Source organism: Desulfofustis glycolicus DSM 9705 (assembly GCF_900130015.1).
GTDB classification, from domain to species: Bacteria; Desulfobacterota; Desulfobulbia; order Desulfobulbales; family Desulfocapsaceae; genus Desulfofustis; species Desulfofustis glycolicus.
Genome location: NZ_FQXS01000006.1, coordinates 136,327 through 153,087 on the forward strand (window position 1 = coordinate 136,327; position 16,761 = coordinate 153,087).

The 16,761-nt window shown below is 56.4% G+C and carries 18 protein-coding genes; 1 reads left to right on the forward strand and 17 read right to left on the reverse strand.

The window, feature by feature from the left end; genetic code table 11:
• Positions 1–4: 4 nt before the first annotated feature.
• From mnmE to rpmH, 6 genes are all read right to left on the reverse strand, one after another.
• On the reverse strand, positions 5–1,393 hold the full coding sequence (gene mnmE / locus BUC26_RS07065) for a tRNA uridine-5-carboxymethylaminomethyl(34) synthesis GTPase MnmE (protein ID WP_073374696.1): 1,389 nt from the start codon (positions 1,391–1,393) through the stop codon (positions 5–7).
• A gap of 66 nt (positions 1,394–1,459) precedes the next feature.
• The gene (locus tag BUC26_RS07070; protein WP_073374698.1) at positions 1,460–2,383 is read right to left on the reverse strand and encodes a Jag family protein; all 924 of its coding nucleotides are present in this window, start codon (positions 2,381–2,383) and stop codon (positions 1,460–1,462) included.
• Between the two features lie 57 nt (positions 2,384–2,440).
• The gene (gene yidC / locus BUC26_RS07075; RefSeq protein ID WP_073374700.1) at positions 2,441–4,144 is read right to left on the reverse strand and encodes a membrane protein insertase YidC; all 1,704 of its coding nucleotides are present in this window, start codon (positions 4,142–4,144) and stop codon (positions 2,441–2,443) included.
• Between the two features lie 72 nt (positions 4,145–4,216).
• Positions 4,217–4,453 (reverse strand): membrane protein insertion efficiency factor YidD, encoded by a 237-nt coding sequence (gene yidD / locus BUC26_RS07080; RefSeq protein ID WP_208609745.1) that lies wholly within the window; start codon positions 4,451–4,453, stop codon positions 4,217–4,219.
• A 3-nt stretch (positions 4,454–4,456) separates the two neighbouring features.
• Positions 4,457–4,801, reverse strand: a complete 345-nt coding sequence (gene rnpA, locus BUC26_RS07085; RefSeq protein WP_073374704.1) for a ribonuclease P protein component — start codon at positions 4,799–4,801, stop codon at positions 4,457–4,459.
• A 5-nt stretch (positions 4,802–4,806) separates the two neighbouring features.
• A complete protein-coding gene (gene rpmH / locus BUC26_RS07090; RefSeq protein WP_073374706.1) occupies positions 4,807–4,944 on the reverse strand; it encodes a 50S ribosomal protein L34 in 138 nt (45 codons plus the stop codon).
• Between the two features lie 390 nt (positions 4,945–5,334).
• Between rpmH and BUC26_RS07095 the strand changes: the two genes are divergently transcribed.
• The gene (locus BUC26_RS07095; protein WP_073374708.1) at positions 5,335–6,618 is read left to right on the forward strand and encodes a molybdopterin molybdotransferase MoeA; all 1,284 of its coding nucleotides are present in this window, start codon (positions 5,335–5,337) and stop codon (positions 6,616–6,618) included.
• A 15-nt stretch (positions 6,619–6,633) separates the two neighbouring features.
• On the opposite strand, the gene BUC26_RS07100 is transcribed toward BUC26_RS07095, so the two are convergent.
• The 11 genes from BUC26_RS07100 to ftsH form a co-directional block, all read right to left on the reverse strand.
• Complete coding sequence (locus BUC26_RS07100; protein ID WP_073374710.1) at positions 6,634–7,116, reverse strand: iron-sulfur cluster assembly scaffold protein; 483 nt, start codon at positions 7,114–7,116, stop codon at positions 6,634–6,636.
• 29 nt (positions 7,117–7,145) lie between these two features.
• A complete protein-coding gene (locus BUC26_RS07105) occupies positions 7,146–7,505 on the reverse strand; it encodes a NifB/NifX family molybdenum-iron cluster-binding protein (RefSeq protein WP_073374712.1) in 360 nt (119 codons plus the stop codon).
• A gap of 25 nt (positions 7,506–7,530) precedes the next feature.
• The gene (locus BUC26_RS07110; RefSeq protein WP_073374715.1) at positions 7,531–7,917 is read right to left on the reverse strand and encodes a NifB/NifX family molybdenum-iron cluster-binding protein; all 387 of its coding nucleotides are present in this window, start codon (positions 7,915–7,917) and stop codon (positions 7,531–7,533) included.
• Positions 7,918–7,928: 11 nt separating this feature from the next.
• A complete protein-coding gene (locus BUC26_RS07115) occupies positions 7,929–8,840 on the reverse strand; it encodes an ATP-binding protein (protein WP_073374717.1) in 912 nt (303 codons plus the stop codon).
• The gene (locus BUC26_RS07120; RefSeq protein ID WP_073374718.1) at positions 8,837–9,691 is read right to left on the reverse strand and encodes an ATP-binding protein; all 855 of its coding nucleotides are present in this window, start codon (positions 9,689–9,691) and stop codon (positions 8,837–8,839) included. The genes BUC26_RS07115 and BUC26_RS07120 overlap by 4 nt, the downstream gene beginning before the upstream one ends.
• 2 nt (positions 9,692–9,693) lie before the next feature.
• Complete coding sequence (locus BUC26_RS07125) at positions 9,694–10,104, reverse strand: DNA-binding transcriptional response regulator (protein WP_073374720.1); 411 nt, start codon at positions 10,102–10,104, stop codon at positions 9,694–9,696.
• Between the two features lie 64 nt (positions 10,105–10,168).
• Complete coding sequence (locus tag BUC26_RS07130) at positions 10,169–10,534, reverse strand: NifB/NifX family molybdenum-iron cluster-binding protein (RefSeq protein WP_073374722.1); 366 nt, start codon at positions 10,532–10,534, stop codon at positions 10,169–10,171.
• Positions 10,535–10,734: 200 nt separating this feature from the next.
• Positions 10,735–12,117, reverse strand: a complete 1,383-nt coding sequence (locus tag BUC26_RS07135) for a sigma-54 interaction domain-containing protein (protein WP_073374724.1) — start codon at positions 12,115–12,117, stop codon at positions 10,735–10,737.
• A 392-nt stretch (positions 12,118–12,509) separates the two neighbouring features.
• Positions 12,510–12,842, reverse strand: a complete 333-nt coding sequence (locus tag BUC26_RS07140; protein WP_073374726.1) for a hypothetical protein — start codon at positions 12,840–12,842, stop codon at positions 12,510–12,512.
• Between the two features lie 667 nt (positions 12,843–13,509).
• Positions 13,510–14,616 (reverse strand): M24 family metallopeptidase, encoded by a 1,107-nt coding sequence (locus tag BUC26_RS07145; protein WP_073374728.1) that lies wholly within the window; start codon positions 14,614–14,616, stop codon positions 13,510–13,512.
• Between the two features lie 63 nt (positions 14,617–14,679).
• Complete coding sequence (gene ftsH, locus BUC26_RS07150) at positions 14,680–16,491, reverse strand: ATP-dependent zinc metalloprotease FtsH (RefSeq protein WP_073374786.1); 1,812 nt, start codon at positions 16,489–16,491, stop codon at positions 14,680–14,682.
• Positions 16,492–16,761: the final 270 nt, after the last annotated feature.

Here is a 16,761-nt window from a genome sequence, read left to right on the forward strand (position 1 = left end):
GTGATTATTTACCCAGGCAGAACTGGTTGAAAATAACGTCGAGCATATCTTCAGTCGTGGTCTCGCCGACAATTTCGCCGAGATGGTTCAGGCCGTCGAGCAGGTCGATGGCGATCAGGTCGTTGCTCACCCCGTCTTCGAGTCCCTGGCGGACCAGGAGCAGCGACCGTTGCGCCTGCTGCAGGGCGATGTCCTGACGCAGGTTCGGGGCGCAGCCTTCTTCCTGCCATTGCTCTCGCCCGCCGGTAATCCGTTCAAATATCTGTTGCTTAAGGGCGGCCAAGCCATCGTGGTTGAGCGCTGAGATGGTCAAACCGTTGTCGCAGATCGTTGTTTCGCTATCGCGATCGAGGCGCTGCGGCAGATCAGACTTGTTGATCACCGTCAGCAGCGGCTTATGGCATACCGCCTGAAAGAGATTCCGGTCTTCGACGGTCAACTCGCGCGATCCATCGATGACAAAGAGCACGAGATCGGACCGGTTGATCGAGTTGCGGGCTCGCTCGATGCCGAGGCGCTCGATTTCTCCGGCGTCGTCGCGGATGCCGGCGGTATCGACGAGCTTGATCGGTAGGCCGCCGATGTCGACGTATTCCTCAATGGTGTCCCGAGTAGTGCCCGGTACTGGTGTCACGAGCGCCCGCTCTTGCTGAAGCAGGGTGTTGAGCAGACTGGACTTGCCGACATTGGGTAGCCCGACGATGACTACCAGGGCCCCTTCCCTGAGGAGGCGTCCCTGGGTGCTGCTGGTGATCAGCGAATGCAGTGGCTGCAGGACATCATCCTCGAGCTGCTCAAGCAAAGCAGGTCGATCGATGATCTCGACATCTTCCTCGGGGAAATCAATGGCAACTTCAAGAAGGGCCCGGAGACGAACCAGGGAAGTGCGCATCGCATCGACACACCGATAGAGGGTGCCGCTCATCTGTTCGAGTGCCAGATCGACTCCCTTCCGGGTGCGGGCGCTGAGAATGTCGATAACCGCCTCGGCCCGGGTCAGATCGATCCGACCGTTGAGGAAGGCCCGCTTGGTGAACTCGCCGGGTTGGGCAAGATGAGCGCCGCCGGCGAGTAATAACTCAAGAATCGACTGCAGTACCAGGTGGCCGCCGTGAGCGTGGATCTCGACAACGTCTTCGCGGGTATAGGTGCGTGGCGCGGCCATGTAAACGGCAAGCACTTCGTCGAGAAATCTTTCGGAAGACGGCTCGACGATCTTTCCGTAGTAGAGTCGGTGAGAAGTGTAGCTGCAATGCCGGTCAGCGGGACGGAATACCTGCTGCATCATGGTCAGCGCCTGCGGGCCGCTGATCCGGATGATGCCGATACCGCCGGCCCCGGGAGGGGTGGAGATGGCGGCAATGGTCGTCCTGTCGTTCGCTGGCTGTGGCATCCGTTACCGTCGCTGCGTTGTGGCACGGTTACCGATTAGAGATCAGCAATCGGAGCCGGTCCGGTTCTACTGGTTTTGGCGAGGCGTGCTCTTCTTGCGTGGTCCGCCGCGTGATCGTTTCCGGCCACTCGTCTTACGCGGTTTGCCCGGCTTATAGATCAGCACCTTCTTGAACAAACCTTCGCCGATGCTCCGGCTCCGGACTTCGGGATCGTCCTGCAGGCAGACATGAACCACACGGCGCTCTGAAGGGTTCAGTGAGGCGATGACCTGGGTTTTACCGTCTTGCTTGACTTGGTTTGCATAGTGCAGCGCCTGGTCGCGGAGCTGTTCGTTGCGCCGGGCCCGATAATCGCCGACATCGATGCCGAGCTGGATACGACCGGGCAGTTTTCGTGAGACGATCTTGCGCAGCAGGTATTGCAGGCTGTCCAGAGTTCGCCCTTCCTGACTGGTCAAAATCGGCGCATAGCTGTCGCTGACCTGGCACAATACAGACCCGTCTTGCTGCTCGACGGTGACATCGGACGGACATTCCATCAGTTCCAGGAGCCGCTGCAATTCAACCTTGATAATGGCAAGGCTCTCTTCGGAAAGTTCAACCGGCTCACGGCCCCGATCATCGTCGTCCTCGCTTCCGTCCGCGTCTGCTTCTCCATCGTTGTCGGCAACTTCCTCATCGACCATTTCGCTCTTGGTTGCAGCAGGTCTGGGTGGTGCCGTCTCCCGTCGGGGCGGCGGTGGTTCGGCAGATTGGTCAGCAGCCGGCGTGGCCTTGACAGCGGGCACTGCCGGCGGTGATTCGTCATGCGGGGATTGCGTGGTGACTCTGATATGGGCCTTTTTTCGGATCAGGCCAAAAATACCTTTCGAGCCGGTCTCGATAACCTCGATGGAGAGTTGTTCCTGGGCGACACCGAGGGTTTCGCAGGCATCTTTGATAGCAGCGGGAACGTCTTGTCCGTAGAAATCTTTTATATCCGGTGACATCGGTAATTCCTGGAAAATGTTATCAAGCTCCGGTTACGGGGTGCTGGCTGTCGGTCATCATGATCCGGAAGCGACGGCCGGTTTTCGTTGTCGATTGATCAAGTATTGCTGCAGGATCGACAGCAGATTGTTGACGAACCAATACAACACCAGCCCGGAGGCGAAGTTGACAAACATGACGGTGAAGATCAGCGGCAGAAACATCATGATCTTGGCCTGGGTCGGGTCGGCGGTGGTCGGGGTCATTTTCTGCTGCAGGAACATCGAGGCGCCCATCAGCAAGGTCAGCACCGGTAGGCCGCCGAGATAGGGCAGATCGAAACCGAGATAGAGACGATCAGGGGCCGACAGGTCGGTGATCCAGAGCATGAACGGAGCGTGCCGCAACTCGATGGACTGCAGGAGAACCTTGTACAAGGAGAAAAAGACCGGGATCTGCAGGACCATCGGTAGACAGCCGCCGAGGGGGTTGACCTTGTACGTCTTGTAGAGATTCATCATCTCCTGGTTCATCTTGGTCGGATCGCCTTTGTATTTCTCCTTGATCTTGACCATCTTCGGCTGCAACTTCTGCATGTTCTTCATCGACTTCAGCCCTTTCTGGGTAATGGGCCAGAACAGGGCTTTGAGGATCACCGTTACCATGATGATGGCGACGCCGTAGTTGCCGAACACCCCGTAAAACCAGTTCAGCAGGTAGAGCATCGGCTTGGCGATAATATCAAACCAGCCGAAATTGACGACCTTGGCCAGGTTGGCACCGATCTCATTGAGCAGGGACAGTTTTTTCGGACCGTAGAACAGCTGATGGCTATACGTCTTTTCGGTATTCGGCGCCAGCGTGTCGAGGGCGCTCTGGACATCGATGCTGACCAGTTCGCCGGCGGCATCGAGGGTGAGCGTCGAGACCGGGTCGGTCGTCGGGATAATGCTGCACATGAAGTAGGTGCCTTCATACGCTACCCAATCGATAGAGCCGGTAATGCTCTGCTTGCCGTCCTCGAACTCCTTGAGTTTGATCTCGTGCAGTCCGTTGGCGTCATGGTAGGCTGGCCCCCGGAAGAGCCAGTTGCTGGCCTTGGTCAGTTTGACGAACGGCAGGTTGCGCTGCTGCAGGCCGGCCATGCCCTGTAGTACTTGACCGCTCCTGTTGACAACGGTGGCCGAATGATCGATCAGGTAATCGTTTTGACTGAAGGTGTAACGGCGGATCACCTCGAGCCCGGAAGCTATTTGTGCGCGCAGTTCAACCGTGGCCGTGCCGGTGTCCGGAGAGAAGACGACGTCTTCCTGGGTCAGGGTGTAGAGGGTATCTTGCGGGAAGGAGCTGCCCCAGGAAAACGTCAGTGGCAGTCCTTGTTCCGGAGAGGTTTTTACCAATTCGACGCCGGGGGCGTTTTCGTCATTTTCCTGGCGGTAATTCTTCAGTACGAAACTGGTGATGACACCGCCGCGTTCGCTGATGGTGGCGACGAACAGGTTCGTATCCACGGTGATCTCTTTGGCCGGGCGCACCGCCTGGCCGGGATCGGGCACCACATTCGGGGCGGGAGGTGTAATGGCGGCCGCCTGTTCGACTGGCTGACTGATTTGGCTGGGCTGCTGCTGCGTTTCCGCCAGGGTCTGTACGGTCTGTGAAGCGCTCTGTTCCGTTGCCTGCTGCCCCTGTTGCTGCTGGACCGGAGGAACGAAAAAATACTGGTAGCCGAGAAGAATGATAAACGAGATACTGATAGCCAGAAAGGCTCTGCGCATGTCCATGGTCGTTCTCTTTGGATCGTTGTCTAGTGATCCCGGGAAGGCAGTTGTCCGTCGAACACTTCGGTCGAACGACTAGGCCACCGGATCGTAGCCGCCGCGGGAAAAAGGGTGACAGCGCAGGATGCGCCACAGTCCTTTCGCAAGCCCGCGCAGGGCGCCATAATGTCTGATTGCTTCGATTGTGTAAACAGAGCAGGTGGGGTAGAAACGACACGCAGGAGGGAATACCGGGGACAATAGATACTGGTAGCCACGGATAAAAGCGATGAACAACTGGGCAATTATCCCGGATCTGCCGACAGGATTCATAGTTTAGACCGATGTGGCAGCGAGCAGGCGGACCACGGCCTGATCAATGTGGCTTGGGGAATTAAGCGAAAAATCGGGTCGTACGGTGATCACGATATCGGCATGCCGGGGATAGATGTCCCGACTTAGTCGAAACGACTCTTTGCATATTCGTTTAATTCGATTCCTGACAACCGCTCCTTTCAACTTTCTGCTGACACTGATACCGATACGGCTGTAGTCACGCCCGTTGGCCAGAAACACCAAGCCGAAGTCATGGCAATACAGCCGCGTTCCCTGCCTGTAGACTGCGTCGAACTCCCGGTTCTCCCGTAACAGGCAATATTTCGGAAGACCAAAGCGTCGCAAGGATATCAGGCGGACAGTTGTTTGCGCCCTTTTGCCCGCCGAGCGTTGATGATCGCACGGCCGGCTTTGGTGCTCATCCGCTCCCTGAAACCATGGCGCCGTTTTCGTTTGATATTGCTTGGCTGAAATGTTCTTTTACTCATTATCTGAACCTCTTGTTTATCTCGTTAGTGGGGGAATCTCGGATCCATCACCGATACTAGCAACGACCACTCGACTCGAGCGACGAGTTGTGAGCCTCGATGAGGGTAAAGCACAAAATCACAAAACAATCATATTAAACACAGATATAAAATGCTGTCAAATATTTTCCGATCCAGCGCTGCTGCTCCACAATTCCTGCCAGCGGTGTGCAGCGGGCCATTGGGGAGCTTGAAAAATTCGGAATCTCGTTCAAGATTGAGGCGCGCAAGAAAATTTTACCGCAGGCATATACATGATATTCCAAGGATAACAATTTGATTGTGCAACGATGAGATTAGGCGGAATGACAATTTTTCAAGGTTCCCTATCGTTAATCGCCGGAGACGGCGATGCCGGAAGCGGCCAGGATACCGGCCATAGAAGAGACAACGAGTGGCATGGACGATAAAGCATTGTTGAGTTCGGAGCGTGGTGTCGGCCAAACACTCGAACAGGCGTTGGCCCGGTTTCTGTCCCGAACACCGGTCCTTGCGCGGGAAACGGTGGTGCTCGGTGAGGCAGAAGGAAGGGTTGCTGCCGAGTCGATCAGGGCCAGGCGTGCCGAGCCGGGTTACGATCAAGCCACCCGCGACGGCTTCGCCCTCGGCCCGACCGCTTCGGTCGAGGCCATAGAGGCGACGTTTTCCATCCAGGGGGAGATTCCGGCCGGTCGGACCGATCGGCTGGCGGTAGCCGCAGACACGGCCTGGCGGATCATGACTGGTGCTTTGGTGCCCGCCGGTGCGGTGCGGGTTGTCCCGCAGGAGGATTGTCGGCAGATTGGCGAGGAGGTCGTCGTGCCGGCCGGGTCGTTAATGCGAGAACAGCGTTTTATTCAACGGGCCGGGAGCAGGATCGCCGAAGGGCGAACAGTTGCAGCGGCCGGGGAGGAGATTACCGGGCAGCATCTGATTTGGCTGGCGGTAACAGGTAACGACCGGATTCCCGTTTATCGTCGGCCGGTGGTCGGTTACCTGTGCAGCGGCAGTGAACTCGTGTCGATCGAGGAATCGCCGGTGCCGGGCAAAAAGGTTTCGGCCAATCGCTATTTGTTGCACGCACTGATCGGCAGAGCAGGTGCGATACCTCTTGATTACGGCATCATTGCCGATGACGTTGAACGAATTGGCAGGCTTCTGCTGCAGATCGGCGGCAGCGGTGTCGATCTCATCGTCAGTACCGGCGGGGTCGGCCCGGGCGCATACGATGTCTTTGCCCGGGCGCTCGATCAAATTGGCGGCGAGATTTTGTGTCGGCAACTGGCCATGCGCCCGGGGCATTCCCTGCTGGTCGGGGTTGTCGGCCGGAGCCTATATGTCGGGCTGCCCGGGCCGCCGTCTGCGGTATCGCTGGTGTTTGCGGAACTGGTCGTGCCGGTTCTGCGGAAAATGAACGGACTGGCGGTGCTTCGTCATGAAGATGTTCGAGCTTGTCTCGAGAGCGATCTGTCGATCCGGGATAGCGAAGAAACGCTGTTCTTGAAGGAAGGAAAGCTCTGCTACCGCGACGGCGGCGTCTTCGTCCGTCTGCCGGCACCGCTGGAAACGGCCGATTGTACGCTGCTGCTCGAGCCCGGGTGCGGCCCGTTCTGCAAAGGGAGAGTGGTTACCGTTCACCGGTGGTGTTGCCGATGAACGGTACCCACTCGCTCACTGCTTGGTCCGAAGAGGCGGGACCGTGTTGTTGGACGGCATCCCCCGGTGAAGCTGGTACTCTTGAACTGCGTGTTGCAACGCCTTGATGGCCAGCGTTGCGCAATGCCGGTCTTCGCGGGGAAAGCGGCCAATGGCGTCAAGCACGTCGTCGGCCGTCAACGCAAACAGCTCCTCCGGGGTTTTGCCGACGGCCAATTCGGCGGTGAACGAGCCGCACAGCGTACTGGAAGCGCAACCGTCGGTCCGATAGGCCGCCTGCTTCACCCGGTTGTCACGAAAGGTGAGGGAAATACCGATGGAATCTCCACAGCTGCCCCGCAAGAATGAAGAGCCGTCGGGCTCGGCCAGCGGCTCATGGTATCGAGGGTTTCGCCAACGCTCAAAGCCCTTGTCACCGTAGGCGTCTCTGGCATCGGAAAAAGAATTCTGCTGTAGTTGCTGAACCAGGGCCTCGAACTCGTCGTCAGATAATGCCATAGATCTTCTCGTTCGTCCTTCGTGTTTGATTACCAGTGTGCATCGGCGTTGGCACTGGTTGTATAGGTCACCGAGCCGCTTTTAAATTTCTCGATCGCATCGGCGACCGTTCCCGCTATATCGCTGACCACCTTGATCTCGGCGGCCTGCAGCGTGGCAAAAGCCTTGGGGCCGCAATAGCCGGTCATCACAACCTCGGCTCCTTTGTCGTGTACCATGGTGGCCGCCTGAATGCCGGCCCCTTTAAAGGCCCCGGCGTTGCCGCTGTTGTCGAGCGCCTCGAAATTCATGGTGTCGATGTCGACGACCAAGATGTACGGCGCCCTGCCGAAACGGGGGTCGACCTGACTGGCTAGTTCTTTGCCCTGCGATGTTACAGCTATTTTCATTGTTTAGTCCTCCGCTCATCCATTTTCAGACACGACCGCCGCCACCGCCGCAGACCTCATCGTCGGAGATCAGCGGCAGTTTGCCGGCCAACAGGTCTTCGACGACTGGTCGGATGTCGATTCGTTCCGCATCGTGATAGACATCTATCCCGACCTGCCTGAAGCCCATCAGGGGGCGCATACCGATACCGCCGACGATCAGCGCGTTGACCTGGTGCTCGGCGAGCAGGTTGACCGGGACCATGCAGCCGCCCTGGACGTGTTCGCGATTCTGGATGGTGGTCACTTCGACGATCTTCCCATCCTGGGCGTCGATGCAGGTGAAGACATCACAGTGCCCGAAATGACCGGCTCGCTGACCGTCAAGTCCTCCTTCTCCCAGCGAGGGGATCGCAATTCGTACTTTTGCCATAGTAGTTCTCCTTAGATGTTGATAATCGGCAGAATGGAATCCGCCTGTTTTTTCTGAAGCGCATCCGACTGGACGATAGTCTGCCAGATCGTACTGACCAGCGTCAGCAGATCGGGATCGGCCTGTCGGTATTCGGTCAGGGTGATACCCTCGACCATTGCCTTGGTAAAAGCCGGATTGAACGGAATCCGGCCGACGATTTGCAGGCCGGCCTGTCCCGCTTTTGTTGTAATGGTGGCGCTCATATCCGGGTTGAGATCGAACTTGTTGATGCAGATCAGCACCGGGATCCGGAAGTGGCTTGCCAGATCGACTACCCGCTGCATGTCGTGGAGACCCGAGACCGACGGTTCGACAATGACCAGTACCGCGGTGGCGCCGGTGATCGAGGCAATGACCGGGCAGCCGATTCCGGGAGGGCCGTCGGTGATGATCAACTCGCGACCGTTCTCCTCGGCAATGTCTCGTGCCTGTTTGCGGATCAGGCTGACCAGCTTGCCTGAATTTTCTTCGGCGATACCCAGGCGGGCGTGGACCATCGGCCCGAAACGGGTGTCGGATATATACCATTCACCGCACTTCTGCGGCGGAAAGTCGATGGCTTGTTCCGGACAGAAGGTGACACAGACGCCGCACCCTTCACAGTCGATCGAGTTGACGACAAAATCATCGGAGATTGCCGAGAAACGGCAGTGTTCGATACAGATGCCGCACCGGGTACAATCCGCCGGTCGGATACTGGCGATGGAGCCGCCGATAAAATCGGTTTGCTGTTTAATTTGCGGGGCCAGCAGCAGGTGCAGGTCGGCGGCGTCGACGTCGGCGTCGCACAACACGTGATTGCTCGACAAGGCGGCAAACGCCGCGGTCAGGCTGGTTTTTCCGGTACCGCCTTTGCCGCTGATGATGACGAGTTCTTTCATTGGATACTCCGTCTGGTTTCAATGGTGTCGACAATCGCGTCGTAGAGACGCGCAAAGATCGGTCGCCAAGAAGGGACCTCCTCGACAAGCAGTTGTCCGCGGGAGTAAATCTCGGCAATGCTCCGGTCGAAGGGGATTTCCAGTAGGATTGGTAGTCCTTCCTGCACAGCGTAGTCCCAGAGTTGCCGGTCGCCGATATCGGAACGGTTGACGACCAGTCCGCAGGGAATATTGAGAACCTTTACCGCTTCGACGGCGAGCTTCAGGTCGTGCAGGCCAAACGGTGTCGGTTCTGTTACCATCAGGACGAAATCCGTCCCTTTCATCGCATTGATGGCCGGGCAGGAGGTGCCGGGGGGCGCGTCGATAATGACCAGATCCTCCGGCCTGGCATAGCTGCGAACGTGCCGAATCAAGGGGGGGCTCATTGCCTCACCGATACGCATACAGCCCTGGACGAAAAAGATACCGTTACGGTGGCCACTGTCTATGACTCCAAGTTCCCTGGCGTCTTCCTCGACCGCATCTTCCGGGCAGATATCGCGGCACCCTTCGCAACTGTGGCACAGCTCAGGAAACACGAGGACTTTTTTGCCAAGCACCGCAAGTGCATTGAACCGACAGATTTCCGCACATTTGCCGCACCCGTTACAGCGATCCGCGTCGATCTTTGGTACGAAGGTGAAGACCGGGGTGCTGTTCTCAAATTCGGGATTGAGGAAGAGATGCGCGTTCGGCTCCTCGACATCGCAATCGAAGAGTTTGACCTCCCGATCGATACTGACTGCCAGATTGGTTGAAACGGTTGTTTTGCCGGTTCCGCCTTTACCACTCGCTACGCTGATAATCATGATTACCTCCGATCCGTGTCCGATGTTGCCAGGAGTCCGTAGATCTTGTCGAGCACCCCGATCATCTGCGCAGCAGTTTCTGCTCCTGGTCGGGGGGGGAGTTGCATGAAAAGGCCAAGCCCTTCCGTAGTCTCATGAAACTCCTCGGGCGCGAGCGGGGAAACGAGAGCGCAATTGATGAGCGGATAAGTGCCGACGACCTCCTTGACGAACTGCAGTCCGCTGGTTTCTAGCAGCGTTTCGTCGACAACCAGCACATCGACGGTGCCGGCCTTGATGACGGAGAGGGTCTGTTGCGTTGTCGCGACACTGCTGACCGTAATCGCTTGATTCTTCTGCAGTGCATCGGACAGATCCCGCATTCGCTCGGGATCACCGGCTGCCAGCAGGATTTTCAATGGTTTTGTCGTCACTTCGAACCTCGTGGTAATGCTAGTTATGTCCCGGCCAGAGCCACCGGGACGATGCCAAATTTGGTTATCTGTCTTCGCTATGTTGGAGACCGATGGTGTGCCGGCAGCCGGGCATTTTGAACTCGTCGTTCAGGGTTCCGGTGGCGCAGGCCCCAAGCACCTTGGCAGCGTTACCGGAGACAAAGGAAATGAGCGTGATGCCGGCTCCTTCGATAATCCTGGCGGGCTGTTCGGAAATCGCTCCGCAAATCAGAGTGTCGATCCCCTTGTCAACCAGCATGCGTGCCAGGCGAGTGGGGATTTGTCCGGCGATAAATTCCCGTTGTTCCCACGTCACCGCTCGGTCTTTGATTTCGGCCAGCACGATGGTCTGGGCTGAGTCAAAAACCGGCGATACCCGGTTTCCCCACACGGTCATGGCTATCTTCATACGTATCCCCCGAATCAACGTTGCCCACGCACTTGGAGGAGCAAAAGGCGGACCATATTTCTTGCATATGCTCTTTATTTGATTAAAATTTGTAATGACAGTATCTTATACAGGTTTTCCGGACAGGGAGAAAAGAATACCGAACTGCATGGGGTCGCACGAATGCGACGCACACTGCAGCGATGGTTGCGTTGGTGCGACTATTTCCGGCGACGGTGCGGAGAACGACCGTCCTGGTGCGGCAGGTCGATGCCGAGTTTGGCGATCTTGCGGAACAAGGTACTCTTGTGCATGCCCAGTTGGGCAGCTGCGGCAGTGCGGTTATTATCATTGTCGCGCAGGGCATTGATAATCGCGTCACGCTCCGAGGCTGCGACAACAGCGTCGATTGTCGCCGATTCGGGCGGAAGGGAGGAGCGCAGGCTGAGAAAGGCCGGTAGGTGTTTGGCGGTAATCAGTCCTTCCGGGCAGAGGACAAAGGCGTGTTCGATGATATTTTCCAGTTCCCTGATATTGCCGGGGTAGTCGTGGGCGCGCAATAACTGCATGGCCTGATCGTCGATACCGCCGATAAGTTTGTTTTTGCGCCGATTCAGTTTGGCGATGAAGCGTTCGACGAGCAGCGGCACATCTTCCATTCGTTCGCGTAGAGGCGGGAGACGCAACGCGATGATGTTGATGCGATAATAGAGATCGCGGCGGAATTGATTGTCTTCGACGAGCTGGTGCAGGTCGCGATTGGTGGCGGCAATGAGCCGGATATTTGTCTTGACCGGAACGGTGCTGCCGAGTGGCTGGAAGGCCCGTTCTTCAAGAACCCGCAGGAGTCTGACCTGGAAGGCGCCACTGGTGTCGCCGATTTCGTCGAGCAGGATGGTGCCCTGTTCCGCGGCACTGAACAACCCTTGACGGTCATGGCGGGCGTCGGTAAAGGCGCCGGCCTTGTAGCCGAACAATTCTGATTCGAGCAAATTGTCGGGCAGCGCCCCGCAATTGAGGGCGAGAAATGGCTGGTCTTTGCGACGCGACAGATTATGAATGGCCCGAGCCAGCAATTCCTTCCCGGTACCGGTTTCTCCTTCGATCAGCACGGTGCTGTCACTTTGGGCGATCTGATCGAGAATGCCGAACAGGTCCTGCATGACGCTCGAACAGCTGACCATGTCGCTGAACATAAAAGAGCTCTTCAGGTCACGGCGAAGCTCTTCGACCAGGCTGACATCGCGGAACACTTCGACTCCGCCGAGAATATCGCCGTGTTCGTCCTTGAGTAGCGACGTGCTGACGGTGATCGGTATCTGTTTCTTGTCGCCCGTGATGATCGAGGTCGAGGAGTTGACAAAGGATTTGCCGACTTCCATGGTGCGCCTGAGAGCGCAGTCCCCCTCGCACATATTGGAACGGAACACTTCCCAGCAATAACGACCGAGTGCCTCTTCGCGCGGGATACCGGTGATCTCCTCTGCGGCTCGATTGAACGAGGTAATTCGCCAATGGAGATCGACGGTAAAGACGCCATCGGAGATAGACTCCAGGATGATGTCGGTGCATTCGATCGAGGCAGCGCATGCTTTCTTGTTCATATGCACACTATAATAGTTTTTTCAGCAACTGCCTCGATTTTTTGCATGGTGCGTCGCGGCACCGTGCCGATACGGAGAGCTTCCGTTTTGCGGGCGGTGTGGAGTGGTGCCGATAGAGAGGCGCCTGTTGGGGATAATGGGGCTCCTGCCGGGAAAGTCGATTGCGACGGGTGCACCCTCTCGATAGCGAGAATCCTCTCTGCTATCGCAAACAGCGGCGTCTCGGCGGAAGATGCTTGCACCTGGTGAGCACTGAGCGGTGCCCGTCTCTGCCGAGCGGGCATTTCTCAAGCTTCCCCAAACGTTGATCCGAACGCGTCCGACCACTAGACTGAAAAGGGAATGGTGTTTCCCTTGCTCGAGTACGTTCCGCTCTCTTTTCGGACGGCGAATTACTTTTCTTGTAGTGTCAGGGAAATCTTCTTTTTGCTGAAGGATACCGTGAAAGAATCTCCCGGTCCAAAGCCACTGTCTTCAAGATTTTTTGCCGACAGGGTCAGGGTGTTTCTTCTACCGATTTTGACGACCGGATTTTTAACTGATTTTGTCCGCCGCGAACTTTTTACTCGATAATACTTTTTGTCGGTATCCATCAATTTCAGCATGAGATTGTTGAAAGTGGGATGATTTTTGATGTTCATCTCAGTCATGATGTCTGCCTTTGACTTTCCCGAATTAACAAGAGTTCGCAGTGTGTCAAGGTCGTATTGCGTCTGTCGGGCCATAATGTCTCCTGGTTATTTTGGTTGCGTGGATAAGCCTGCCTTGAAAAAGGGAATTTCCGTCCAATCTCTGAACCGGACGTGAACAACATGGCGCCGGAATAGTACTCCTGGTCCGTGACACATTGTTTGCGTTTGTCATGTTACCGGATGGAAAATCGAATTTTCAACGCAGTCATGCAATTCATCGGAAAAATGATGAACGCTTTTCAATAACAGTTGCAACTATACTCATTGATTATCAGAGAGGCAATGAGAAAAAATATGTATAATTCCAAACAACATTGTGGAGGAAAAAAATCGTTGGAATGATAAGAAAAGTATCACAAAGATGTTGTTAAAATAATGAATTACCATCGATATGCGATAGTAATTGAAAATGTGTTGAAGCTGGGGAGAGGAAGGAAACGACTCGTTTGTTGGCGATGAATAGTATCATCTGGGGATTTTGAAAAATCCAAAATTTCGTTCAAGATCGATCTGAAATTTCGTTCAAAATCAAAGGGCGCAAGGAACATTTACCGCAGGCATATATATGATATTTCGATGATTAAGTGTAATTGCGCAACGATGGGATTGGGCGGAATGACAATTTTTTCAAGGTTCCCTTGTGCCTGTCAAGAGTATTGTCTGCGGAGAGTACTTGACTGCCGGGTTACCGGGAAAACGGTCAAGAAATATAAATCAATTCTCGGGAAAACGAACTGAGGGATCGGCATCCGCTTTCGGTAATCACAACATCGTCTTCAATTCTGACTCCGTTCTGATTGTGCAGGTAAATGCCGGGTTCAACGGTGAAGGTCATGCCCGGTTGCAGTAGTTGCTGGTTGCCCGCATGGATATATGGGGATTCGTGGCATTCCAAGCCGATGCCGTGGCCGGTGCGATGGGTGAAATGAGCACCGTACCCGGCCTCTTTGATGACCGACCTGGTCGCTTCGTCGATCATGGCACAGGTAAGCTCGGGGCGCCCGGCAGTCCGGCCGGCGCGATTGGCTTGTCGGACGATGGCGTGAATCTCCTGTTCCTGCTGCGCGACGTGGCCGACACCAAAGGTGCGGGTCAGGTCGGCAGCGTAACCGTGCCAACGGGCTCCCCAATCGACGACCAGCAGGTCGCCGGAAGTCAGCCGGCGTTCTCCCGGTCGGGCATGGGGGGTTGCCCCATTCGGGCCGGAGGCGACGATGGGCGTAAAGGGCAGATTGGTTTCCGAACCATGGCGCAAGAGCTGCATAACCAGTTCTGAGGCGAACTCATATTCGCTGATACCGACCCTGGCCTGGAGCAAGGTGGCCTGCAGGGCACGTTCTGCAATAGCCACCGCCTTTTCCAGCAATGCCAGCTCCTCGGCGTCTTTGATGCTGCGCAAGGCGGCGAGAATACCTGAGCCGTCGGTGAAGGCCGACTCCGACAAAACGGTACGCAGAAGATGATATTCAAGCAGGCGTAATTGCCCCGGTTCGATCCCGATTTGCGTCTCGAGAAGGTGCAGTGACGCGATGGCCTGCTTGAATACCTGTGGCCACTGATCCGGATTGTCCGAATAAAAGCAGGTATCGATCGGGTAATCGAGATGATCGAGTTTTGCGGCTTCCAGCTCCGGCAGGATGAGCAACGGGGTGCTGCCGACCCGGTGGAGCAGGACGACCGGTCGTTCCATCAGGTGGAAATCAAGCCCGGTCAGGTAGGTTAGACTTGCCCCGGCATTGAGTGCCACGGCCTCGATTCTCCAGGTTTGCAGCTTTTCTTCAAGGCGCTGCAGTTTGGCGGGGATCATAGTCGTGCGCTCCTGGGTGCTCGACCGGGGGCCCGGCCGTTGCTGTTGAGGTTCAGCCGTGGACTATACTTCAGTCGGTGGTGAAACAAAAGCCATGAACTCCTCCCCGAGAAGGACTTCTTTCTCCAGCAATCGTTCTGCCACGGTCTGGAGGGTATCGCGGTGGGCGGTGAGCAGCCGGGTGACATGTTCGTTGCGCTGATCGAGGATCTGCTTGGTTTCCGCATCGATCTGCGCCGCGGTCTCGTCGCTGTAATCCTTGCCCGACGAAAATCCCTGGTCGGTCTGGAGGAAGACCGGGGAGCGTTGGCGTGGGTAGGTGGATAATCCGAGCGTGGTGCCCATCCCGTATTCGACGATCATCGCCCGGGCGATATCGGTAGCCCGCATCAGGTCGTTGCCGGCGCCGGTGGTGACCGAGTTGAAGGTGAGTTGCTCGGCGACCCTGCCGCCGAGCAACACGTCGATTTTGGCCAGCAACTCCTCTCTGCTCATCAGGTAGCGATCTTCGGTCGGTCGCTGTTGGGTGTAGCCAAGCGCCGCCAGCCCGCGCGGGATGATGGATATCTTGTGAACCGGTTCGGTCCCCGGGGTGAGGGCTGCCACCAAGGCATGGCCGACTTCGTGATAGGCGACGATTCTCTTTTCCTGCGGGTTGATGACCCGGTTTTTCTTCTCCAGGCCACCGATGATCCGGTCCACCGCTTCGTCGAGATCGTTTGTCGAGACCTGCTTGCGTCCCTTGCGAACGGCGAGCAGGGCCGCCTCGTTGACGACATTGGCCAGGTCGGCCCCGGAGAAGCCGGCGGTCTTTTGGGCGACGATCTGTAGATCGACATCGGTGGCGAGTTTGACTTTGGCGCTGTGTATTTTCAAGATCGCCTCCCGCCCCCTGACGTCAGGCTTGTCGATCAGCACCTGGCGGTCGAAACGGCCGGAGCGGAGCAGTGCCGGGTCAAGTACTTCCGGCCGGTTGGTGGCGGCCATGATGACAATGCCTTTTTGCGTATCGAAACCGTCCATCTCGACGAGGAGTTGATTCAATGTTTGTTCGCGTTCGTCATGCCCGCCGTAACCACCGGCACCGCGGGCTTTGCCGAGGGCGTCGAGTTCATCGATGAAGATGATGCACGGGGCTTTTTCCCGAGCTTGGACGAAGAGATCGCGGACACGGGCCGCGCCCATGCCGACGAACATCTCGACAAAGTCCGACCCGCTGATCGAGAAAAAAGGTACCCCGGCTTCACCGGCAACAGCTCGGGCAATCAGGGTCTTGCCGGTACCGGGCGGCCCGACCAGCAGAACACCTTTGGGCATTTGCCCCCCAACCTCGAGATACCGTTCCGGCCTGGCCAGGTAATCGACGATTTCCTGCAATTCCTCTTTGGCCTCGTCGGCTCCGGCGACGTCGTCGAAGTGGGTATCGACATCTTTTTCTCCGATGATTTTCGCTTTGTTCCGGCCAAAACTCATGATCCCTGCCTGTCCTCCCTGCATTTTGCGCATCAGCAGGTACCAGATGCCGAAGAACAGAGCGATGGGGACCAGCCAGGAAAACAGGGCCTTCAGCAATGTATTTTCCACCTGCCCGGAAAAGGTGACGCCATGCTCGGCAAGCGTTTGCGATAGATCGTTATCGACCCGGACCGTGGTAAACAGGATTTCATCGTCGGAATCGGTTGCTTTCATTTTTCCGGTGATACGGTCCTGGCCAATAGCGATCTCGATGACACGATCTTCGGTGATCGCGTCGATGAAGTCGCTATAGGCGATGACCTGGGGGCGAAATTGCTCAAAAATCAGGCTTTGCAGCAGTAACACGCCCCAGACGGCGGCGAGCAGGTACCAGATATTGAATTTCGTGTTGTGTTCCATGGCAACGAAGTCAGAATCGGAGAAACAGAAATAGCCGAACCGCACCAGCCGATGCTTGCGCGGTTGCCTGCACATTTGCACACCAGTTCAAAACTATATTAGCTATCCTTCTGATAATTGCAAGAATTCGGGACAACTTGCGACCATCGCATACTGTCGCCAGATCGGTGGCCGCTATGATAATAGTGGAAGCCACGGGAAAATCACGGTACAACTGTAGGGAACCTTGAAAAATTGTCATTTCGCCCAATCTCGTCGTTGCGCAATCAA